We start from the raw sequence: 21,121 nt of genomic DNA, 5'->3' as shown, positions 1-21,121 counted from the left end.
AGTATCAAAGAAGCTGTTGCGCATTCAAAAACGATTTCAAACGTTTGAGAAGCAGCTCAAACCATTTAGAAAACCGGTGAAAATAAGCCTGGAAATGGATGAAAAGAAGCTAAGGAACCTCAATTTATCGATTAGAAGGTTATCTGTATTATCCATGAAGCTAGATCAAGGAATCTATCGTGATCTCAAATCATTAACAAACCAGCTGAACATGATACCGAAACAGATGGTCATAACCATTCAAGCAAAAGGACTAGATGTCATTAAATCCAGTATAGATCGCTTGAAACAATCACAAGCAAGTCCAATCCTGCTGACGTTCAAACTGAATGATCAGTTGTCAGGAAAAATGTCATCAATCAAAAAATCAATCCTTCAGCTCATGAACAGAACGTACTATATGAGATTAAACATGGTTGACCAAGCCACCGCTGCCATTCAACGAATCAAAAAGACACTCAAAAGCTTGACAATGGCTAAACATGAGATCAGAGTGTCTGTTCAAGACAATGCAAAGAGTAAGTTGAAAAAACGAGATCAGGCAGAGTCAGTTGTGAAAGAACAAAACATAAAAAAAGAACCTGAGGCTGTTAGTCCGTCGGTTAAAACGGATGAACCTAAACAGGGTTGGCTCCAGAGCCTTGCTAATAAAGGATTAAGTGAAATTGAAAAATATGCAGGTGATGTTGCAGACAAGGTGAAAGAAAAATTAAGTCCTAGAAAGTTTTGGGACGAAAAGGCACTTCCTTGGGTTGAAAATAAAATGGAAGAGTATAAGCAAGATGTAATCGGAAGAATAAAAGAGAAGATTAAATTTAATCCTGAAAAAAAACTAGATGAATTGGTGAAAACTGGATTAGATAGACTCTTAGGTGCAAGTGATCAATCAAGTGAAAATAACAGTACCACTCCGGCGCCAACAACAGCGCCAACAACAGCGCCAACAACGGCGCCAACAACAGCACCAACAAATGCAGCTCCCAACAATAAACCTCAGCCGCGAGGTGGTAAAGGTTTGTTTCGCAATAGTTGTTGTCCCTGTTGTGCAAGAGGTTTAAGCAGGGGAGGATCTACTAAAACCAAAAATAGAAATGGTCAATCACCAAGACAACCTAGAAATCCAAATGCCACAACAAGAACCGAAATGAATAGAAGACCTCCAAGTAAATTAGGGGATGCGTTGAAAAATATCGGTAAAGGGAGCGGCAAATTATTAAAGAAAGTACCTATTCTAGGCAGTGTACTTAGTGCAACAAATCTAATCGGTATGAAAAAAGAGAATGCTGGTGAAAAGATCGGTGCGACTGGAGGCGGCATCGCCGGAGGGATGGCAGGTGCAGCAGCAGGTGCAGCTATTGGAAGTGTAGTACCAGGAGTAGGCACAGCCATCGGCGGCCTAGTAGGCGGCATCGCTGGCAGTATGGGCGGAGAATCTATCGGTGAAACAATTGGAAAATGGTTTGATGGCGGCGGATTTGAGAAGATTGGCCAAAAAGCCATTGAAATCAAAGATCAAATTGTTGAAGTGTGGTCTACAGTCGCAGACTGGTTTATCCAAAATGTGTGGACACCATTAAGCAGCACGGTTGGCACGGTAGCAACCACGATCTGGACAAGTCTAGTCAATGCTTGGACATGGATACAAGAAACATTCAGTGCAGTAGCAGGCTGGTTTATCGAAAACGTCTGGACACCACTAAGTGGTACAGTCGTTACAGTAGCAACCACGATTTGGACAAGTCTAGTCAATGCCTGGACATGGATACAAGAAACATTCAGTGCAGTTGCGGGCTGGTTTATCGAAAACGTCTGGACACCGCTAAGCGACACAGTCGTTACAGTAGCAACCACGATCTGGACAAGTCTAGTCAATGCCTGGACGTGGATACAAGAAACATTCAGTGCAGTAGCAGGCTGGTTTATTGAGAATGTGTGGACACCGCTAAGCAGCACAGTTGTTACAGTCGCTACTGGGATTTGGACAGCATTATCAAATGCGTGGAAAACCATTCAATCAATTTTTGGAACAGTATCCTCTTGGTTTATGAACAATGTATGGAATCCGCTTGTAGAAACGGTTGGAACCATCAAAGATAGCATTGGTAAGAAGTTTGAAGAAGCGTATAAAGTGGTGACAGATATATGGAATGGATTATCCAAATGGTTTAAAGATAATATTCAGACACCGATCGTAAAAGTGGCTGGTGCCATAAGTGATGGTTTTTCTAAAGCATTTAACTGGGTTAAAAAGATTTTTGACAAAGCGGGCGATGGCATTAATTTTGTAGTAAAACATTTATTTGGAGATCCTGATAAAAAAGCCACAGGCGGCTATATCACCCAACCTACCTTATCATGGATTGGTGAAGCAGGTAACGAATTTGTCATTCCAACTCAAAATAACCGGGGACGCGGGAAGATGCTGCTTGCACAGGCTGCTTCTCATCTTGGAATGTCTGTTGTGCCAAGCAACAGCGGAGCAGCAAGTCCAGTTTCTAGCTCTTCAGCTCCAATAACGCCTAATGCTCCAGCAGCTCCAAATACTTCTGCCGGTTCGATTGGTGGAACGGTTTCAATGAATGGAAACATCCAATCTGCCAGCATAGGCGAGCAATTTAATCAAGATTTTGAACAAGGGCTGAATCAAAAGGTGGTTTCACTTGATCAATGGAAGCAAAAAAACATTCAGCAGCCATTTAATCAAATGACATCAGATTCAGGAAAGTACGGACAACAAACGGTATCGGCATTTGCTACTGGCCAGCAAATGACACCAACAGGAACTGACAGCTTTTTGCAAAGTCGTGTAAAAGCACCATACCAACAAGTGATGACAGCATCACCAACTTGGGGTTCTGGAACTGTTAGTGGCTTTGCATCAGGTCAAAATGCCACATCAATTGGCACAAACCAATACGTAGACCAACACGTCAAACAACCATTCCTGCAAGCCAAACAAGAATCACCAGGATGGGGTTCAGGAATGATCGACGCCTTCAATAGCGGCATGCGTTCAAAAGCAAGTGAAGTCACACAAGCTGCCAAAGAAATGGCGAAGAAAGTGGAACAGGCGTTTAGAGAAGAACTAGACATTCATTCTCCTTCACGTGTCATGATGAATTTAGGGAAATTCGCATCGATTGGTGTCGTCAAAGGGCTCGATTCAGTTGATGTGAAAAAGTTTGCTGAAAATCAAGCGGGTTCATTAATCGGAGCGTTCAGCGGTATGGGTGCTTCAGGTCTTAGTGTTCAGCAATGGCTCATGGCAGCTCTGATGGCGACTGGCACATCGATGAGTTGGCTTCCAGGTCTTATGACAATTGCTCAGCACGAATCAAATGGTAACCCGAAAGCCATCAACTTGTGGGATTCCAACGCCAAGAAGGGAACGCCTTCTAAAGGGTTAATGCAAACCATTGGGCCGACCTTCCATTCCAATAAAGGCAAGGGCATGAATGATATTTGGAACCCAATTCATAATGCCGTAGCAGCCATTAACTACATTAAGGGCAGATATGGAACAGTCTTCAATACACCGGGATTACGGAGTATGAGAAGAGGCGGTCCTTATAAAGGCTACGCCAATGGCGGTCTGATTACTCAGGAGCAGGTAGCTAGAGTCGGTGAAGGAAACAAACGCGAATGGATTATTCCAGAAGAAAGAGGCATTCGCGGGAGATATTTATTGACGCAGGCAGCAAAGGCACTTGGGATGCAAGTCTATGATCCATCAAATGCATCTGCTCCTTTACCAGAATCACAGATGCAGCAAGTCACCTCAGCACAGCCAGCTGGGACTGCAACAACGTCAGGCAATAAACAAATCACCATCCAGTTCAATGGTGATCAGCATTTCCATAATGGACAGGATCAGCAATCGCTTGTCGAAAAAATTAGACAAATGCTTGTAGACGAACTGGAAGTAGAGCTTCAGACAGGAACGAAAGGGGTCGTGATCGATGGGTAAATCAGTGTATCAATTGTGGATTTCCCAAGGCAAGGAGAAGTTGCGATTCCCTGTGCTTCCATCCGAACTTGAGATTACAAATAACGTACAAAATGAAACAGTGAAGGTCTCCTCCTTTGGAGAACTGACTTTTATTGATGTACCATCGGCTAAACAAGTATCATTCACCTCATTATTTCCTAAGAAATATTCGCCAATTGCTGAATATAAAAGCATTCCATCACCAGAGAATGCAATAGCGAAAATTGAACGAATGATGCGTTCAAAGAAGTCTGTGCGACTGATTGTGACAGGGACTAAAATCAACATGACGTGCAGCATTGAGAGCTTCACACACAAGGAAGGGTCTTATGACATAGGGGATCGTGAATTTACGATCGAGTTAAAGGAATATAAAACCGCATCGCCTAGGAAAATCAAACGAAAGAAAAAAGCGAAACAAACCAAAAAGAAAAGACCCTCAAAAACACCACCAAAATTGTACACTGTCAAAAAGGGAGATACTCTGTGGGCCATTTCAGGCCGTTTTTATGGCGATAGTACAAAATGGCGGCGTATTTGGAATGCCAATAAAGCAGCGATGATCAAACGAAGTAAACGGAATATTAAACAGCCGGGACATTGGATTTTTCCAGGGCAAAAATTGAAAATACCACAATAGGGGGGCTGACATTGATTGAGCTTTTTGCCATCAGAAACGGCACGATGTATGAGCTTGTCACAGAGAGTGTGACACTTCAGGGGCAAAGGTATCAGGCCCCTCGCTCTATTCAGGCGAATATTATCACAAAGCAAGGCAGTCAAACATATTACCGTGTCTCAGAAGGAGACACGGTTCTTTTTAAATGGAAAGGAAAAGAGCTGTTCAGAGGCATCGTGTTTTCTAGGACGCCTGTTGAAGGAAAGCTGACCTTTACCGCATACGATATGCTCCAATATTTAGTGAAAAACCAAGATGTATATGTTTTTTCAAATCAACGGGCAGATCAAATTTTGAGGCGGATCGGGGCAGACTTTCAAATTCCTATGACATCCATCGCAAATACAGGACATGTCATGAAGTCTCTCGTTTTTAAAAATGACACGAGTTTATATGACATCATTTTAAAAGCATTGAAAGAAACGAAACGGCAAACCGGTAGAAATTATCAAATTTATTCTGCTAAAGGCAAGATGGGGCTGAGAGCTTGGCCCGATCCAGAGGACGTGTGGGTCATTGAATCAGGCGTCAACCTCATCGGTTATCAGTACAGCACCTCCATTGAAGAGACAGCAACACGTGTGAAGATGCGCACGTCTGTAGACGAACAGGGGAAGAATAAGAAAAAAGGTAGCAAATCAGATATTGTGGTGATCGAACAGGATAAAGCGGGTCAGAGTCAGTACGGCATTTTACAGCATGTGGAGACGGTCACAGGTCAAATCAACCAGCCGCAGCTTCAAAAAAGAGCGAAAGTACGCCTAGCTGAAAAAAAAGGCGTCAAACAAGAAGTGAAAAGCATACAAGCACTAGGAATCCCTGAACTGCAAAGCGGTCTGCCAATCTATTTGAAAATCCCTGAAATCAACATCAAAAAAACCTACTGGATCGATCAAGACAAGCATGAATTCAATGGAGTGAAGCACACCATGACAATTGACGTCGTTGAGAAAAATTCCATGCCAAAGGGTGATCAAGCATGAGATTAAGTGAAGCGATTAAACGACTCGCTGTCAATGCAGTAGATGCAGCTTCTCCAATTGATCTGGTGATTGGAGAGGTCACAATGGCTTCGCCTCTTCACATCCGATTAAATGAAAATAGTAAGCTGATCATTCCAGAAGAACTGCTTATTTGGCCTAAACGCTTAAATAAGGGTGAGGATGATGAGTTGAAAAAGGGAGACAGCATTATGGTACTTGCAATGGCAGGAGGGCAGTCCTTTTACATCATCGACAAATTGTAAGGGAGGTGATGAATGTGGCACTTTCACCAGAGGAAGAAATCGAGGAAACAGAAGAAGACGAAGAGGTAGAAACCTCGACGACGTATCGCATAGATTTTGAAAATGGTAGGCTGACAAATGAAGCCATTACAGGCATTGAAGCGATCCGTCAATTTATTTATATGACATTGAGAACAGAGCGCTATGCACACCCCATTTACAGTCACGACATTGGTACTGAAATTCAGGAGCTATTGACCGATACAGAAGCAACAGATGAATACAAAGAAATGGAGATTCCAAGATTGCTAGAAGAAGCATTGGTCGTTGATGAGCGGATTGATCATATTGAAGAGATAGAGGTCACGAAGCAAAATGATGCCTTTCAAGTCAAACTAGCCATTGTCACAGATGAAGGCACATTAGAAATAGAGGAGGTGATGGAGGGAGATGTTTGAGGAGCAAACGTATGAGGCGTTGATGGAAAGAATGCTGGACAGGCTGCCAGATGACATAGATAAAAGAGAAAACAGCGTCATTTGGAATGCCTTGGCACCTGCTGCTGCTGAACTGGCTCAGTCGTATATTTGGCTTGATCAAGTATTTGAGCTTGTCTTTGCTGATACAGCACAGGGGGAATTTTTAGATCGACGAGCAGCAGAAGTGGGGATTGAACGAAAGCCAGCCACCAAAGCGGTCTGGTCCGTAACCATTCAACCAGAGAACGTAAATATTCCAGCAGGATCAAGATTCTTTATTGAAGATGTTTATTTTCAATTTTCAAAGGACGGTACACTAGAATGCGAGACAACAGGTACAGTCGGCAATGGGCAATTAACAGGTCAGCCGCTGCTATCGCTTGATACCATTCCGGGTCTAGAGTCGATGATCATGAAGGAATTGGTGATACCAGGGCAAGAGGAAGAAGATGATGCGTCATTATACGATCGGTATTTAATACGCGCAAGGCGAGAGGCTGTCAGTGCCAACAGAGCACATTACAAAAAGTGGGCCGAGGAAGTGGTTGGTGTCGGCAGAGCGAAAGTGTTCCCGCTATGGAATGGAGAGGGAACGGTCAAAATTGTCATCACAGACGGCAATCTAGATGTAGCATCTGAGCTTCTTGTCAAAAGGGTCCAGGAGTATATTGACCCTGTACCGGGAGAAGGAGAAGGGCAAGCTCCTATTGGCTCAAAAGCAACTGTGGAAAGCGCCAAGTGGCTGGATATTGACGTAGAAGTGTCCGTCGAACTTCAGATGGATTGGACACTTGAAGGTGCGCAAAAAGAAATAGAAGAAAAGGTCAAAGCACTGTTAAAATCAATCGCATTTGAAAAAAGTACGATTCGAATGTCCGCCTTAAATGATATTTTGTACCATTCAGAGAGTGTGTCCGATTATGCAAACGTCTTATTGAATGGGGAGTCAAAAAACTTAGTATTACAGGACATTGAGATACCACGTCTGAGGCAGGTGAAGGTTATTGAGCAAACTTGATGAAATGAAAAACTACTTGCCGCCTTATTTCACAGAGATTTATGATGTGGATCATTTACTAAAAACGGAGGCGCCAGAGTTTGAACAATTGGACGAATCCATTTTTGATGTAACGGATCAGTTCTTCCCTTTAACAGCGACGTGGGGATTGAATCGTTGGGAAAGAATGCTCAAGGTGCAGCGAGAGTCAGATGATTCGATTGAGCTGCGCAGGGCACGATTACTTAATATGATGTCGAACATTCCACCAATTACGTATCTGTCATTAGAGAAATCTGTGAATCGATTTCTTAAAAATCCGAGTGCGATCATCCGACTTACAACCAATCGTTATCATTTTGCATTGCGTGTCAACCTGGATGACCTGCAAAACACAAGATATATCGTCGAAATACTCGAAACGTTAAAGCCAGCACATTTGGCGTATACGTTCACCGCCATTCATCATACCGATGTTCATGAAACAAATGATCATCACCAGCGGCTCACACTGCGAAGCAGAGTGGGCTTTTTCGATCATATTCCAATTTTACTCAATGGTGAATTCGTATTAAATGGAACGTTCTATCTCAGCGGGATACGAGGTACTACGGAGGTCCCTGCTCGCTTTCGGCATTCATTAAAGATGAGAATGCCGCTTCAACAAGAGAAAGAGACAGCATATCGTCTGAATTATGTCATGACTGGAGCATCGCATGAAACGAAGCAAGCAGCTACACTGACTTTGCGCGCAAAGAACCAGCTTTCACATCAAACGAAAAAGAGGATGACGTTCCGCTTACCGGTACATGTTCAAAATGAACAAGGCGGCAGTTTACTGATCAAGGAGCATTACTGGATTCTCGATGGATCCGTTCCACTTGATGGATCAAAAATGCTGGCAGCAACTTCTAAAAAAATAGACCTATAAGGAGGATCACAATGGCTGATCAATTAACCGTAACCACACTATATGCACGTCAACAAATGGCAAAGGCACGAGCAGAAGGAACAAAACTCACAAAAGTCGTCAAAATGGCATTCGGAAATGGAGGAACAAAGGATGGAAAACCGATCTCTCTTGACGGAACAGAACAAGCACTCAAAAAAGAACTGATTCAAAAAAATATTGACTCGTTTACCTTCATGGAACCGGCAAAAATCCGCTACACCTGCACCATCGCTGAAGGAGAACTAGCAGGCGAAGTCATCAATGAACTAGCCCTTGTCGACGAAGCCGGCAAATTCACCGCCATCCGCACCATGACAGACAAACAAAAAGACGGCGACATCGAATTTGTTTTTGAGATTGATGATATTTATTAAGGGAGGGGAAAAGAAGTGGACATAAAATCACCTTTACCGTTTGAAACCTCTGACAAAGCCCATGCCAATTTATTTAACCGGATGGTCAACACGCTTGTGGAGAATGACAATGCGCTCAGTAAACAAATAGAAGAGATCACGAATGAAAGTTTATTCAAATTAACAGGCGATCAAGCCATTCAAGATGCATCAGTCAGCGGCGAGGAATATCCAATAGGTATTACGTTTATGGATATTGGACAAGCGAATGATACCGGTTATCCTACGAGATTTGGCTTTGTAAAAAATGAAAAATATAGTAACTTTCGATTTATCCAATATTACTATGGAACTGGAAACGAAGCAGGCAGCTATTTTGATAGTACAGGTACGTGGTGTCGTCACTGGTGGACGGGGTCTGGCTGGACTGAATGGCACAAAATCTCAGGGTTTTGTCATGCCAATATAGGTACAACTGGAAAGCAGTTATTAACCAAAGGAGAGTATCAAAAAGTCCTTTTTAATCGAAAAATTAAAGACAGTCATAACAATTTTGATATCAAAAATAATCGGTTCATCTGTCCTGAAAACGGAATGTATTCAGTGAATGCAGGTGTTTATATTGAAAGCTTTCAACGATACGCGAACTTTGAATTATCGATCTATTTGAATGGAAAAAGATATAAAAATATTGCACATCAAAGGCAAAGTCCGGTAAGCCCATCTGATACGTTGAGCTTTAGTATGGGACTTTATGGTGCTGCCAATGTACCGGCTAATAAGGGGGACTATTTAGAAATGTACCTATATGTAGGGTATGACGGAGACGTTAGTCGTTATGTATCTGATAATTCAGGTTGGTACAACTATTTCGATATTTCGGAAATAGGTGGACGAAATTTCCCAAGAGTGTAGGAGGAGTCAGATGATTTTATATGAAGCCATTAAGTATAAATACCCCGATGCAGACCCACAAAAAGATTTTGAACTAAGAAATGATGGCGACGGTTCGTATATAAATGAGTGGCATCTAGATGTGCCAAAGCCAACGGCAGAAGAATTGAAGGAATGGTGGGAGGCATCTCAAATCAATCCTCGATATCAACCACCTCTGCCGCTTGAATTTCTAGCGCAGGAAGTAGCCAAAGAAAAGCTAATGAGAAAACAGCTTGAACATCAATGTGATCTTCTAACAAACGAACTAAAGGTGCTAAAAAGTGAGATCCTTTTATATAAAGGAGATAGTGAATCATGAATTATTGGGTAACGGCATTATATTTTAAATGGGTGTCCCCGGAATTGGTCAAACAAGCAATCGAGCTAGGTGATTGTTCAATGGAAGATTTAAATAAAGGATATGAGCAAAGAATTCTTACTCTAGAGCAGCTGAAAGAAATGGAAGCAAGCATCAAAGAAAGGGAGTGAAAACTGAATGGAAGTAAAAGAACCAAAACCTTTTGAAGTAAATGATAAAGCACATGCTGATTTGTTTAATGATATGGTCAAAGTCCTTCTTGAAAATGATCATGGATTAATAGAGCAGTTCTTAAAACATACAAATGATGTGAAAGTACACGCATCTGAAATAGAAAAGAAGAAATGGAATGAATCTCAGAGCTATAAAATCACAGCGGATAATGGAAGACAGCTTATGAATGTCCCAGCTGGCGGAAGAATATTTGATGCGATAAAAGATAAAGGAACATGTACATTTTATGCAGCTGCTGGCGCAGAGGATTCTCCTACCTCATCGAATGTCTCAATCAGAGGGCTACAGACAGTAGGTCAAGAAAACATCGGCTCTGGCTTTGCTGTGGATAGTTCTGGGATTGCTTATTTCTTCTATTATCAGACCGGTCATACATCGATTACTTGGACAAAGCTGCCTACAGAAAGCGATAGAAACAGATGGGATAACGGTCAATTAGTAAAAATCACTCAAGATAATGGAAAGCCCTTTTATCATGGATTTTCTAGCGAAACAGACTACAATACCCTTACTGAGACAGGGATGTATCTCATCTATAATACAGGAGTAAACGGTCCCTCTTCTTCCTTGAGTCGAGTGTTTTTATTGGTCATGAGTTATGGCAATACATTAGTTCAGATAGCTTATGAATCTGTTTATGGGAAGAACACCTACTTTAGAGTTCTTAGACACAATGCAGAATCATGGACGCCTTGGGAGAAGCAAATTACGCTTTCAGATTTATTGGAAGGTTCTTGGGAAAGACCTAAAGAGATTAAAAGTGAATGGCAGGAATATGATCCTATTAATCTGCCGGTAAAATATCGAAAGAATCTCTTAGGGGAAGTCGAGATCGTAGGTGCGATAAAAGGTGGGATTTTAGGAAATAATCCAGTGTTTAACTTGCCTGCACCATATCGGCCGCAACAAGCGATGCATTTTATAGGAGTTGCTTCAAGTATAGGAACACCAGGAGTACCTCAATTTCATCGTACATTAATAGATAAGAATGGAAATGTATGTGTGCAGTCGTCTTCAAATAATGCCAATCCTACTGAGTTTATTACATTTGGTTTTAAGTTCAGTACAAGATAATGTAATAAAACTGAAATCTGGAAGGAGAATCAGATGGAGATAAAGACGCCTCGTACTTTCAAAACCAGTGACAAAGCCCATGCGGAACTGTTTAATGACATGGTTAAAGTAATTCTTGAAAATGATACTAGACTATTGGATCAAATCAATCAACACAAAAATGACACGACATCTCATGCATCCGAAACAGAAAAGCAGAAATGGAATCAATCCCAGCTCTATAAAATGACGAATGATAACGGGGCCCAGTTGGTTAATATCCCTGCTGGCGGGAGTATTTATAATGGAATTAAATCTTTAGGTGCCTGTTCATTTTATGCGCCAGGAGGTTCTGGAGTAGTCGATTCTCCCGCAATCGGGAATGCGGCTTTAAGAGGCTTTCAGTTAGTAGGTCAAAATAACATCGGTGTAGGAATTGCAATTGATACATCGGGCAACGCATTTTGTTTTTCCTATCATGTGAATGATGTCGGAATCAACTGGCTTCAATTACCTACTCAAAATGAAAGAAATAAATGGGATGCAGGACAATTATCTAAAATTACTGCTGATGACGGAAGGGCTTACGAAAGAATTAATGCAAATGATCCTAGTATTTTAGATAAGCTCATAAAATTACCAGGCGTCCATTCGTGGTATATCCATGAAGCACACCCTGATCTGCCAACAAGAAGTTCTATGAGAGCCTTATCTGTTTTTAGTGAAAATACCTATGGCTGGATTATAGGGGCAAATAATACAGGTGATATGTACATCAATCGATCAACGACTGATGTCACGGGCACTCAGCAAGAATGGAGCGGTTGGAAGAGGCTGAACGATCATCCATTATTAAATGCAAATGGAACTAGAATGCTGATTCCAACTGGCACAGATATACTCACCTTGCCCTCTGGTTTTTATTATGTCTCTGGAACGAATGCAGTGAATATGCCAACGACGACCGATGCCTCGTGGTTTAATGTAGATATTTTAGAAACGGGAAATAATCGCAAAACATTTCATGTGAGTCGAAGTTACGATAATAGCCATTGGTACGGAACTACTCATACAGATGGTATTTTCAGAGGCTGGAAACAGCTAATGACCAATACTGAGTTTGAAAAAGTCTCGTGGCTTAGTGTTACCTTAGACAAAAGCTCTTCTATAGGGGATAGACCAGTTGAATATGTGAAATGGGGAAATTTATTATTGCTGAGAGGCCACCTAAAAGCAAATAGAGAAGTTATTTTTGGATGGATTCCAGCTGATCGTTTACCAGATAAAGGAATAGTAGTATCAGTTCCGGTATCAGGTACAACGGGTCATAGTAAATTATATATCTATAATACAGGAGAGCTAAAACTAACTGGTTTACATGCAGTGAATAACAGTGCAGTAACTGGCTACTATTTAGACATGGTTGTTCCATTAAATTAAGGAAGTGATACAAATGATACAAGCTTATGAATACAATCAGCAAAATGAATTGATCAGACCTATCGAAGTGTTCGAAAGGGATGATGAAGGAAATTATATTATTCCAGAGCAATGCACAACAATTGCACCACCCAATAATCCTTCTTTTTATAAGGCTGCATTTGATGTGAAAAAACAACAATGGTATGAATCAGCGACCCAAGAGTATATAGATAGCTTAAAACCGGCCCCTCTCCCGCCAAGTGATATAGAACTTTTAAAGAAACAAAATGCTTTGTTATCAAAACAATTAACGCAGCTATTAGCTATGCAAAAAGTAGGTGCTTCAGAATGATGTTTCCAACTGTAGCGGATATCAAACAATTCTGGGACTGGCAGTGTTACGGCCCAGAGGACATTGCATTTTATGTAAGCATTGGCTGGATCTCGGCAGAAGACTTTCAAAATATAACTGGAGAAATATACAAAGCCTAATGGCTTTATTTTTTTGCCGGAAAGAAGGTGATTCAAATGGAAGTAGATGTCGTTCAAAACTTAATGACACAAGGCCCATTCGCCGTTCTTTTTTGCTGGATTCTGTTTTATGTTCTCAACACTACAAAAGAACGAGAAAACAAACTCAATGAGCAAATCGAGGCGCAAAATGATGTGTTAGCAAAGTTTAGTGAGAAGTATGACGTCGTGATCGACAAGCTCGATAAAATTGAACGGAATTTAAAATAGGAGGAAAACATCATGAAAACATTCGACAAAGGCACTGTGATTCGCACAGTGCTTCTTTTTATTGCGCTTATCAACCAAACGCTTGTCATGTTTGGACAAACAGTGCTGCCGATTAGCGAGGAGCAAGTGCAAACCGCAGGAGATGCACTATATGTGGCAGGTTCCACAATTTTCACAATGGTCACTGCCGTGATCGCTTGGTTTAAAAATAATTATGTGACCTATAAAGGTCAATTGCAAAAAGATGCCCTGAAACAAAGAGGGTTAACAAAATAATTTTTGAAGGAGAAACAATATGGTGAAGATCATTCAAGCACTCATCCCAAAACAAAATCGCAACAGACCAGGAAACAGGATGAAGCCGCTCTATATTACGGTGCATAATACATCGAACACTGGACGGGGGGCTGATGCGGCAAATCATGCAGCATTTGTTGCTCGGGCAAGTACCGGGGTTAGCTGGCACTACACGGTCGATGATCAGGTCATTTATCAGCATTTACCTTTAAACGAAAATGGCTGGCATGCAGGAGATGGCAGGGGAACCGGCAATATGAAATCAATTGGAATTGAAATTTGTGAAAATGCAGGCGGTGACTTTGAACAAGCCGTTAAAAACGCCCAATGGCTCATTCGAAAACTGATGGGGGATTTAGGAATTCCTTTATCAAACGTGGTGCCGCATAAGCATTGGAGCGGGAAAGAGTGTCCGCGTAAGCTGTTAAATCGTTGGGATGGCTTCAAGGCTGGTATTGCATCAGCATCAAGTCAAATGACAACAGCTAAACCGGTGAAAGAAACATCTATCAAAACCATATCAACGAGATCAACATCTAAAACCAACAAGGTCAAAAAAACATACAGTTTGCCTGCAGGTATTTTAAAAGTGACGAAGCCTCTTACAAAAGGGTCAGCAGTAAAAGCCGTACAGCAAGCCCTAGCGGCGGTTTACTACTACCCGGACAAAGGAGCGAAAAACAACGGTGTTGATGGCTATTACGGACCGAAAACAGCGGATGCGGTCAAACGGTTCCAATTGATGCATGGACTTGCTGCCGATGGCATCTATGGTCCAAAGACTAAAGCGAAGCTCGAAAAGTTATTAAAATAAAAAGGGCAGGCGGTTATGCCTGCTCATTTCCAAAAAGTTTTATATCTTTTTTACCATTACTTTCTCGCCGTTAAAGTCCAGTTCACCATTAAATTGAAATCCGAATTTTAAATATAGATTTTTAGCAGGTTTATTTTCTTCATATATACTTAAGTAAATTTTATTGCATTTATAAATTTTAGTAAGGTGTCGAATCAGGGCATCAAGCATTTTCTTACCCAAACCTCTTCCTTGAAAACGTTCATCAATAAAGAACCGATCAAGCCAAACTCTCCCATCTTCGTTTGTTTTTGAATCCCCTGGAAATAAACCATACATCGCAAAACCGATTAGATCACCTTGATAGTAAAGTGCTGCTGGTTGATAATATTCACATTTTACAGCATCTTCTAAACAAACTTTTGATGACTCGACATAAGATTTTTGTTGTCCACTTACTTTTAAATCCAATACTGCCGCACGATTATGATCAGTTACCGGCTTTATTTCTATATTCATTACATATTCCTCCAATGTTGTTGTGTTTAGTATCGACTAGCGACTCTTAAAATTTTCTTATCCAAGTACATAAATCATAAAGTATACTGTTACCATATAGTCAAGGAGGATGTTATTTTTGAATAAAGATTTAAAGAAGTATTTCACAACAGGAGAGTTTTCAAAGCTTTGCGGCATAAAAAAGCAAACTCTTTTTCATTATGATGAGATAGGCTTATTCTCACCAGAAATTAAAAGGGAAAACGGTTACAGATATTATTCATATCATCAATTTGAAATTTTTCAAGTCATTAGTCTATTCAAAGAACTTGGTGTTCCATTAAAAGAAATAAAACGATTAATAAAGCAAAGAACACCAGCAAAGATATTGGAAGTTCTTAAAGAAAAGTCTATTGATATTGAAAAGAAAATTCATAAATTTAATCAGTTGCAAAAAATTCTAAAAACTAAAATGCAATTAATTGAACAGGCACTTGAAACTGATTTTTCATCGATTTCTTTAAAATTTTTACCCGAAGAAGAATTTATGTTAAGTAGAAAAACATTAAATTTATCTGAACGAAAATACGTGGCAGCAATTTCAGAGCTCATCCATCTTGCTCAACACTATGAGCTAGATGAAGGATATCCGATAGGAGGTATCCTTTCGCAAGATCAAATTCTAGGACAAGACTTTTATAATTACAGCCATTTCTATATGAAAATAAAGGGTTATTCAGAGAAAATAAATTATTTTATACGCCCAAAAGGTATGTATGCTGTAGGTTATGAGATTGGTGGTGAAATTGAAGATGCGTACCGTAGAATAATGGAATTCGTTGAAAATAAGGGATTAAAGATCGGTAAGAATGCATATGAAGAATATATGTTAGATGAGATGACAGTAGATGGTTACGAAAATACTTATGTTAAAATTCTTCTTCAAATTGAAGAGAGATAAACAAATGCAATTCAAACTCAATACGTCAAACAGATTAATAAATAAGAATTATGCAATGTGAAGTGCATGAAAATATTAAACCCCTTTCCTTAGTGGATTGGGGCTTTTTTATTTGTCTTAAATTACATACTTTACTACTAATACACCATTTGACATTCGGTCATTTGTAACTATGGATATTACTGTATATTTTAAGTTATGCTTGATGGGATTAAAAAGGGGAGGGTTTGATTTGAATAAAAAATGGATAACAAGAGTTTCATTATCCATTGTAGCTGCGTTGGGTATCTCCTGTACGCTTGGAGAGTTTGCAGATGCAAAAGCTAATCAGCCACAATATGAACAAAAAACACCGTCTGAATCATTTACAAAAAACGATGCTGAATTATATCAAGGCGCGTTAGATCTTGGTCTAACTGACAATGACATCTTCAAAATCGACAGTCTTTTCGACAAAGAAGATAAAGCCACAGTACATAATCCTATACTTGTTGTGATCGGTATAATTACTGGGATGACCGCAATTGTGGGGAGTGGATATGCTGCCGGTCGCTATATCGCCAATCAACTTTATAAGCGCAAGCAGTTAACGAAATCAACTTACAAAAAACACAGATGGGGTTTCAGAGCTGCATTAGTACCGGTAATAGGTATTGCTGCGACATTTGGCTTTGATGACTACTATATGGATATTTAACATGTTTGAGTATATTTTGATTTTACTTATAGTTGCAACTTTGTTACTAACCGTCGTAGAGGTTTCAAAGATCAAACGAGAAAATAAAATCCTCAAAAATGAAATTGAGGATTTAAAGAAAAACATTAAAAAATGAAATTATTGGCCGCCTAGAAGGACGGCCTTTTTATTTTATTTGAGTGTTTTTAATCAAATGGCCCCAAGATGGCCCCAACTTGAAAAAAAGACGCAAAATAAAAATGTTGAAAATAAGAAAAACCCTTACAGCAGTAAGGGTTTTGTGTATGGAGCATAGCGGGATCGAACCGCTGACCTCTACGCTGCCAGCGTAGCGCTCTCCCAGCTGAGCTAATGCCCCGAAGTATTACGACATAACTTATTATAATCAATCCTCCTGTAAAATTCAAGCTGTAAAACACAAACACCCCGGCTATTTTTCTTTCTGATCAATCGGAATATAGTCAAAGATTTCTCCCGAATGAACCGAGTGGGCTAATCGTCTAAGCCAATCATAATAGGCTTTTGAGCTTTCAAGCTGTTCAATGAGCTGTTTCGCTTCCTCTCTTTCATGTTCCGCCGCCTGCTCATCACGAGCTACATCTTGAAGGCGTTCTTGCGCTTCTTCAATCGCTGCTAGATTGACCTCAACCTCTCGTTCCCATTTTTGCGGGAAGAAGTTCATGAAAAACTTAAAAAAGTCTTTCTCAGCAACAAAGCTGTGTTTTCTTCGGCCACGGTGAAAGGTCTTTTTGACAATATTCATGTCTTGGAGTTTTTTCACACCTGTACTCATACTAGGCTTACTCATTTGCAGCTCTTCACGCATTTCATCCAGCGTCATTTCCTCGTTTAAATACATCGTCCCATATAGAATACCCGCACTTCTAGTAATGCCATAGAGATCCATTGTTTCAGCGATGGAATCAATGACGAGATCTTTAGCAGCTAAAATGCGTTCCTCTGCTTGTGGCTGTTCCTGCTTTTTCATCTTGTCCCTGCTTTCTATTAAGTGAATTCAATACGTTCAAAAAAATCTTTATGGACTATATGTTAACGAAAGAATGCAAAATGTCAAAATAAAAGAAGCATATCCACCCTTTGACAGAAAAATTTGAACATGTTAAGTTAATTATGTTCAAAACGTTAAATTTTTATTTAACAAACTTACCAAAGAGAATCAGAGGAGGTTCCTTCTATGAGTCAAACACTATTTATCGATGGACAATGGGTTGGCGCTAAGAGTGGCGACACAAGAGATATCATCAATCCATTTAATCAAGAAGTGATCGCGACAGTCAGTGAAGGATCAAGAAATGACGCGCAGTTAGCCATTAAGGCAGCAAGAAAAACCTTCGATCAAGGTGATTGGGCAAACATGCCTGGACTTGAAAGAGGAAATATTGTGTTCAAAATTGCGGAATTGATTAGGCGAGACCTAGATGAATTAGCCAAATTAGAATCACTTGATACGGGCAAAACGTTAGAGGAAAGCAAAGCAGATATGGACGATATTGCGAACGTGTTCCAATATTATGCGGGGCTTGCTGATAAGGATGGCGGGGAAATCATTGCATCGCCTATTCCAAACTCAAAAAGCGAATTAGTCCGAGAACCTGTCGGTGTATGCGGTCAAATCACTCCTTGGAACTATCCATTGCTTCAAGCGAGCTGGAAAATCGCTCCTGCCCTTGCAGCTGGAAATACAATCGTACTAAAGCCAAGTGAAATTACACCATTAACCACGATCAAAGTTTTCAAACTTATGGAAGAAGCGGGTGTTCCAGCAGGCGTTGCCAACTTAGTGCTTGGACCTGGAGCAACTGTTGGAGATGAGCTGGCTGTCAATGACCAAGTCGATTTAATTTCATTCACAGGCGGTATTGAAACAGGTAAGAAAATCATGCAGGGAGCCAGCGGGAATGTGAAGAAAATCGCCCTTGAGCTCGGCGGGAAAAACCCGAATATCGTCTTTCAAGATGCTGATTTAGACGTAGCGGTTGACCAGGCAATGAATGCTGTGTTTTTCCATGCAGGGCAAGTGTGTTCAGCAGGTTCACGCTTGTTAGTGGAAGAATCCATTCACGATGAATTTTTAGAAGAACTGGTGAAGCGTACGAAAAAAATCAAGCTAGGCAACGGCTTTGATGAAGGAACCCAGAGCGGACCGCTTATCTCAGCTGAGCATCGAGAAAAAGTAGAAAAATACGTCAGCATCGGTTTAGACGAAGGCGCAACATTAGAAACAGGTGGGAAACGACCTGATGCAGAGGAGCTTCAAAAAGGATTCTTCTACTTGCCGACGATTTTCTCAGGCTGTACATCAGACATGCGAATTGTTCAGGAAGAAGTGTTTGGACCAGTCCTCACTGTCGAATCCTTCCGATCAGAGGAAGAAGTCATCGAGCTGGCAAATGACACGATTTATGGTTTAGCAGGAGCAGTTTGGTCTTCTGATATCGGCAAAGCCGAACGAGTGGCTCTTCAATTAAGATTAGGCACGGTATGGATCAACGACTTCCATCCTTATTTTGCCCAAGCACCGTGGGGCGGATATAAACAATCAGGTCTTGGACGTGAATTAGGACGTACGGGCCTTGAAGAATATACGGAACTAAAACATTTATATCGAAATACAAAACCAGAAGCGGTTCATTGGTTTAAATAAACATCACTTATCTGGAGGAGATTCTATATGACTTTAAATATGAAAATTGAAAGCATGCAAAAATTCCATACGTTTGAAATTCCGACTGTCATCAAGCACGGCATTGGTGCAGTGAAACATGTTGGGGAAGAAGTGAAAGCATACGGCGTTTCAAAGGTATTGCTTGTCACAGATCCTGGTATTTATCAAGCAGGTGTTGTAGATCCAGTGATTGCTTCATTAAAAGAAGCGCAAATCGATGTCGTTCTATTTGATAAAGTAGAGCCAAATCCGCCAGTCCGTCTAGTGAACGAAGGATCTGCTTTATATGAAAAAGAAGGCTGTAATGGATTAGTCGCAGTAGGCGGCGGCAGTTCAATGGATACAGCAAAGGCAATCGGAGTAGAGGCAACTCATGAAGGCTCAGTCCTTGATTACGAAGCGGCTGAGGGGAAAAAACCGCTTGAAAATAGAATCCCTCCGTTAACCACAATTCCGACAACGGCTGGTACAGGTTCAGAGGTCACGCAGTGGGCAGTGATCACTGACGAAGAAAGGGAATTCAAATTCAACACAGGTGGACCGCTCATTGCAGCTCACCTAACAGTGATTGATCCTGAGCTTCATGTATCTATGCCGCCGCATGTGACGGCAATGACGGGTATCGATGCGCTTGCGCACGCGATCGAATGCTATACGATGAAGTTTGCTCAGCCAATTACAGATGCGGTAGCACTCATGGCCATTGAATATGCTGCTCATTATATTCGCCGTGCCTTTGCCGATGGAGAGGATTTGGAAGCAAGATATGGCATGGCACAAGCTGCGATGCTTGCCGGACTTTCCTATGGCAGTGAATCAGCTGGCGCAGCCCATGCGATGAGCCAAACGCTTGGAGGGATTATTCCAGTCGCACATGGCCAATGTGTAGCGGCAATGATGGGACCTGTCATGGAATATAACTGGAAAGGGTACCCAGAGAAATTCGCTCGAATTGCGCAAGCATTCGGTATTGATACAAGCAGAATGACAACAGAGGAAGCTGCAAAAGCAGCAGTGAATTGGATGTATGATTTAGTGGAAGACCTAGAAGTTCCTTCATTAGAAGAACAAGGTGTACCAAAAGATATGATCGACCGTTTATCTAAAGAAGCAATGAAAGATCCGCAAACAGTTGGAAACCCAAGAGACCTGAACGAAAAAGCATACAACTGGATTTACGCTCGCTGCTTTGATTTAACACCTAAAACAGTGTAACAATGAAAAAAGGCTCCCAAAAGGGAGTCTTTTTTACATCTTATAGCTGTTCTTTAATTTCTTTAATTTGATGAATATGGCGCTTTTCATGTGCGCCGATAAAATCAAGGTATTGCTTTAATGAAAGTTCTTCAAACACAGGATGTGCAATCACGCGTTTGAAATCTTCCTCTGTAAACGTTGATAAAATTTGATTGAGCTTCTCACGTGCTGTATCGAGCTCATCCTTTAAATGTGTAGGTGTTACATGCTTGCGATCAGGCACAACGATACTAGGCGCAGTGGCTTTTTTTGAACGAACCTCTGCCATTTCCACCGGCTTTGGCTCATATTCTTTAATCGGTGCTTTTTTCCCCTCGGCAGCTAGATGTTTTGCTGCAACTAGGTCCATCTTCTTTAAATGATCTGCAACTTCTTGAATACTCCAAGTATCATCAGATAATTTTTGATTTAATTGTTCTTCGCTCAATCCTTGCAGCTCCTGCCACAATTCTTGTCTTGCTTCATGTAATAAACTCATTTCTCTCACCTCAAGATCAAATTTTATCATACTGGTACAAGACAATCATTCTTTAGCTATCCGAGAAATCCTTTAA

The 21,121-nt window shown here is 40.9% G+C and carries 25 protein-coding genes and 1 tRNA gene; 22 read left to right on the top strand and 4 right to left on the bottom strand.

All coding sequences use genetic code 11. The annotated features are described in order from the left end of the window. The first annotated feature begins 16 nt into the window (after positions 1 to 16). The 18 genes from NSQ70_RS14175 to NSQ70_RS14090 are packed head-to-tail and all read left to right on the top strand — an operon-like array spanning position 17 to position 14,489. Positions 17 to 3,967, top strand: a complete 3,951-nt coding sequence (locus NSQ70_RS14175) for a transglycosylase SLT domain-containing protein (protein WP_342502224.1) — start codon at positions 17 to 19, stop codon at positions 3,965 to 3,967. Next, the gene (locus NSQ70_RS14170) at positions 3,960 to 4,628 is read left to right on the top strand and encodes a LysM peptidoglycan-binding domain-containing protein (RefSeq protein ID WP_007500584.1); all 669 of its coding nucleotides are present in this window, start codon (positions 3,960 to 3,962) and stop codon (positions 4,626 to 4,628) included. Before NSQ70_RS14175 ends, NSQ70_RS14170 begins: the two co-directional genes overlap by 8 nt. A gap of 11 nt (positions 4,629 to 4,639) precedes the next feature. Beyond that, complete coding sequence (locus NSQ70_RS14165; protein WP_342502223.1) at positions 4,640 to 5,650, top strand: phage portal protein; 1,011 nt, start codon at positions 4,640 to 4,642, stop codon at positions 5,648 to 5,650. Further along, complete coding sequence (locus NSQ70_RS14160) at positions 5,647 to 5,913, top strand: DUF2577 family protein (RefSeq protein ID WP_039169977.1); 267 nt, start codon at positions 5,647 to 5,649, stop codon at positions 5,911 to 5,913. The genes NSQ70_RS14165 and NSQ70_RS14160 overlap by 4 nt, the downstream gene beginning before the upstream one ends. 14 nt (positions 5,914 to 5,927) lie before the next feature. After that, a complete protein-coding gene (locus tag NSQ70_RS14155) occupies positions 5,928 to 6,350 on the top strand; it encodes a DUF2634 domain-containing protein (protein ID WP_024719684.1) in 423 nt (140 codons plus the stop codon). After that, positions 6,343 to 7,389, top strand: coding sequence for a baseplate J/gp47 family protein (locus NSQ70_RS14150; protein ID WP_039169972.1), 1,047 nt, complete (start codon positions 6,343 to 6,345; stop codon positions 7,387 to 7,389). Before NSQ70_RS14155 ends, NSQ70_RS14150 begins: the two co-directional genes overlap by 8 nt. Continuing rightward, positions 7,376 to 8,299: a YmfQ family protein gene (locus tag NSQ70_RS14145; protein ID WP_039169970.1), complete on the top strand. Its 924-nt coding sequence runs from the start codon at positions 7,376 to 7,378 to the stop codon at positions 8,297 to 8,299. The genes NSQ70_RS14150 and NSQ70_RS14145 overlap by 14 nt, the downstream gene beginning before the upstream one ends. 11 nt (positions 8,300 to 8,310) lie before the next feature. Further along, a complete protein-coding gene (locus NSQ70_RS14140) occupies positions 8,311 to 8,694 on the top strand; it encodes a phage tail protein (RefSeq protein ID WP_017359000.1) in 384 nt (127 codons plus the stop codon). A gap of 15 nt (positions 8,695 to 8,709) precedes the next feature. Beyond that, complete coding sequence (locus NSQ70_RS14135) at positions 8,710 to 9,588, top strand: hypothetical protein (protein ID WP_060811935.1); 879 nt, start codon at positions 8,710 to 8,712, stop codon at positions 9,586 to 9,588. 10 nt (positions 9,589 to 9,598) lie between these two features. After that, a complete protein-coding gene (locus NSQ70_RS14130) occupies positions 9,599 to 9,928 on the top strand; it encodes an XkdW family protein (RefSeq protein ID WP_096881779.1) in 330 nt (109 codons plus the stop codon). Continuing rightward, positions 9,925 to 10,098: an XkdX family protein gene (locus tag NSQ70_RS14125; protein WP_096881778.1), complete on the top strand. Its 174-nt coding sequence runs from the start codon at positions 9,925 to 9,927 to the stop codon at positions 10,096 to 10,098. The genes NSQ70_RS14130 and NSQ70_RS14125 overlap by 4 nt, the downstream gene beginning before the upstream one ends. A 7-nt stretch (positions 10,099 to 10,105) precedes the next feature. Next, on the top strand, positions 10,106 to 11,236 hold the full coding sequence (locus tag NSQ70_RS14120) for a pyocin knob domain-containing protein (RefSeq protein ID WP_096881777.1): 1,131 nt from the start codon (positions 10,106 to 10,108) through the stop codon (positions 11,234 to 11,236). Positions 11,237 to 11,269: 33 nt separating this feature from the next. Beyond that, complete coding sequence (locus NSQ70_RS14115) at positions 11,270 to 12,655, top strand: hypothetical protein (RefSeq protein WP_144665806.1); 1,386 nt, start codon at positions 11,270 to 11,272, stop codon at positions 12,653 to 12,655. Positions 12,656 to 12,668: 13 nt separating this feature from the next. Further along, positions 12,669 to 12,989, top strand: a complete 321-nt coding sequence (locus NSQ70_RS14110; protein ID WP_098680566.1) for a hypothetical protein — start codon at positions 12,669 to 12,671, stop codon at positions 12,987 to 12,989. Continuing rightward, on the top strand, positions 12,986 to 13,129 hold the full coding sequence (locus NSQ70_RS14105; RefSeq protein WP_203143585.1) for an XkdX family protein: 144 nt from the start codon (positions 12,986 to 12,988) through the stop codon (positions 13,127 to 13,129). The genes NSQ70_RS14110 and NSQ70_RS14105 overlap by 4 nt, the downstream gene beginning before the upstream one ends. A 36-nt stretch (positions 13,130 to 13,165) precedes the next feature. After that, positions 13,166 to 13,378 carry a BhlA/UviB family holin-like peptide gene (locus tag NSQ70_RS14100; protein WP_017367922.1) on the top strand — a complete coding sequence of 71 codons (213 nt, stop codon included), beginning with the start codon at positions 13,166 to 13,168 and terminating at the stop codon, positions 13,376 to 13,378. Between the two features lie 12 nt (positions 13,379 to 13,390). Further along, positions 13,391 to 13,654: a phage holin gene (locus tag NSQ70_RS14095; protein ID WP_342502222.1), complete on the top strand. Its 264-nt coding sequence runs from the start codon at positions 13,391 to 13,393 to the stop codon at positions 13,652 to 13,654. Between the two features lie 19 nt (positions 13,655 to 13,673). Further along, a complete protein-coding gene (locus tag NSQ70_RS14090) occupies positions 13,674 to 14,489 on the top strand; it encodes an N-acetylmuramoyl-L-alanine amidase (protein ID WP_251210402.1) in 816 nt (271 codons plus the stop codon). A gap of 39 nt (positions 14,490 to 14,528) precedes the next feature. Here NSQ70_RS14090 and NSQ70_RS14085 read toward each other — a convergent pair whose 3' ends face one another. Continuing rightward, a complete protein-coding gene (locus NSQ70_RS14085) occupies positions 14,529 to 14,987 on the bottom strand; it encodes a GNAT family N-acetyltransferase (RefSeq protein WP_081124222.1) in 459 nt (152 codons plus the stop codon). 118 nt (positions 14,988 to 15,105) lie between these two features. On the opposite strand from NSQ70_RS14085, the gene NSQ70_RS14080 reads away from it, so the two are divergent. Both NSQ70_RS14080 and NSQ70_RS14075 read left to right on the top strand, forming a co-directional pair. After that, complete coding sequence (locus NSQ70_RS14080) at positions 15,106 to 15,927, top strand: GyrI-like domain-containing protein (RefSeq protein WP_024719675.1); 822 nt, start codon at positions 15,106 to 15,108, stop codon at positions 15,925 to 15,927. A gap of 232 nt (positions 15,928 to 16,159) precedes the next feature. Further along, positions 16,160 to 16,624, top strand: a complete 465-nt coding sequence (locus NSQ70_RS14075) for a hypothetical protein (RefSeq protein WP_024719674.1) — start codon at positions 16,160 to 16,162, stop codon at positions 16,622 to 16,624. Positions 16,625 to 16,909: 285 nt separating this feature from the next. Here the strand turns inward: NSQ70_RS14075 and NSQ70_RS14070 are convergent. Both NSQ70_RS14070 and NSQ70_RS14065 read right to left on the bottom strand, forming a co-directional pair. Beyond that, positions 16,910 to 16,982, bottom strand: a tRNA-Ala gene (locus NSQ70_RS14070). Positions 16,983 to 17,054: 72 nt separating this feature from the next. Then, a complete protein-coding gene (locus NSQ70_RS14065; RefSeq protein ID WP_024719673.1) occupies positions 17,055 to 17,612 on the bottom strand; it encodes a GbsR/MarR family transcriptional regulator in 558 nt (185 codons plus the stop codon). Positions 17,613 to 17,819: 207 nt separating this feature from the next. On the opposite strand from NSQ70_RS14065, the gene betB reads away from it, so the two are divergent. Continuing rightward, positions 17,820 to 19,289, top strand: coding sequence for a betaine-aldehyde dehydrogenase (gene betB / locus NSQ70_RS14060; RefSeq protein WP_159145033.1), 1,470 nt, complete (start codon positions 17,820 to 17,822; stop codon positions 19,287 to 19,289). A 27-nt stretch (positions 19,290 to 19,316) separates the two neighbouring features. After that, positions 19,317 to 20,525 (top strand): iron-containing alcohol dehydrogenase, encoded by a 1,209-nt coding sequence (locus tag NSQ70_RS14055; protein ID WP_035701121.1) that lies wholly within the window; start codon positions 19,317 to 19,319, stop codon positions 20,523 to 20,525. Positions 20,526 to 20,565: 40 nt separating this feature from the next. Here the strand turns inward: NSQ70_RS14055 and NSQ70_RS14050 are convergent, their stop codons facing one another. After that, positions 20,566 to 21,045, bottom strand: coding sequence for a DinB family protein (locus tag NSQ70_RS14050; RefSeq protein WP_186316908.1), 480 nt, complete (start codon positions 21,043 to 21,045; stop codon positions 20,566 to 20,568). Positions 21,046 to 21,121 lie beyond the last annotated feature (76 nt).

Origin of the sequence: Bacillus sp. FSL R5-0397 (assembly GCF_038593395.1) — a bacterium.
Classification (GTDB): Bacteria; Bacillota; Bacilli; order Bacillales; family Bacillaceae; genus Bacillus; species Bacillus altitudinis.
Note: the sequence above shows the minus strand (reverse complement) of the source record. Positions and strands in the feature narration are given on the sequence as shown.

Excerpts from the sequence above, each read along its gene's own strand:
- NSQ70_RS14095 (WP_342502222.1), top strand. The coding sequence starts at position 13,391 with ATGAAAACATTCGACAAAGGCACTGTGATTCGCACAGTGCTTCTTTTT.
- NSQ70_RS14100 (WP_017367922.1), top strand. The coding sequence starts at position 13,166 with ATGGAAGTAGATGTCGTTCAAAACTTAATGACACAAGGCCCATTCGCC.
- NSQ70_RS14125 (WP_096881778.1), top strand. The coding sequence starts at position 9,925 with ATGAATTATTGGGTAACGGCATTATATTTTAAATGGGTGTCCCCGGAA.
- NSQ70_RS14105 (WP_203143585.1), top strand. The coding sequence starts at position 12,986 with ATGATGTTTCCAACTGTAGCGGATATCAAACAATTCTGGGACTGGCAG.
- NSQ70_RS14150 (WP_039169972.1), top strand. The coding sequence starts at position 6,343 with ATGTTTGAGGAGCAAACGTATGAGGCGTTGATGGAAAGAATGCTGGAC.
- NSQ70_RS14160 (WP_039169977.1), top strand. The coding sequence starts at position 5,647 with ATGAGATTAAGTGAAGCGATTAAACGACTCGCTGTCAATGCAGTAGAT.
- NSQ70_RS14120 (WP_096881777.1), top strand. The coding sequence starts at position 10,106 with ATGGAAGTAAAAGAACCAAAACCTTTTGAAGTAAATGATAAAGCACAT.
- betB (WP_159145033.1), top strand. The coding sequence starts at position 17,820 with ATGAGTCAAACACTATTTATCGATGGACAATGGGTTGGCGCTAAGAGT.
- NSQ70_RS14050 (WP_186316908.1), bottom strand. The coding sequence starts at position 21,045 with ATGAGTTTATTACATGAAGCAAGACAAGAATTGTGGCAGGAGCTGCAA.
- NSQ70_RS14170 (WP_007500584.1), top strand. The coding sequence starts at position 3,960 with ATGGGTAAATCAGTGTATCAATTGTGGATTTCCCAAGGCAAGGAGAAG.
- NSQ70_RS14055 (WP_035701121.1), top strand. The coding sequence starts at position 19,317 with ATGACTTTAAATATGAAAATTGAAAGCATGCAAAAATTCCATACGTTT.
- NSQ70_RS14065 (WP_024719673.1), bottom strand. The coding sequence starts at position 17,612 with ATGAAAAAGCAGGAACAGCCACAAGCAGAGGAACGCATTTTAGCTGCT.
- NSQ70_RS14130 (WP_096881779.1), top strand. The coding sequence starts at position 9,599 with ATGATTTTATATGAAGCCATTAAGTATAAATACCCCGATGCAGACCCA.
- NSQ70_RS14090 (WP_251210402.1), top strand. The coding sequence starts at position 13,674 with ATGGTGAAGATCATTCAAGCACTCATCCCAAAACAAAATCGCAACAGA.
- NSQ70_RS14110 (WP_098680566.1), top strand. The coding sequence starts at position 12,669 with ATGATACAAGCTTATGAATACAATCAGCAAAATGAATTGATCAGACCT.
- NSQ70_RS14140 (WP_017359000.1), top strand. The coding sequence starts at position 8,311 with ATGGCTGATCAATTAACCGTAACCACACTATATGCACGTCAACAAATG.
- NSQ70_RS14115 (WP_144665806.1), top strand. The coding sequence starts at position 11,270 with ATGGAGATAAAGACGCCTCGTACTTTCAAAACCAGTGACAAAGCCCAT.
- NSQ70_RS14085 (WP_081124222.1), bottom strand. The coding sequence starts at position 14,987 with ATGAATATAGAAATAAAGCCGGTAACTGATCATAATCGTGCGGCAGTA.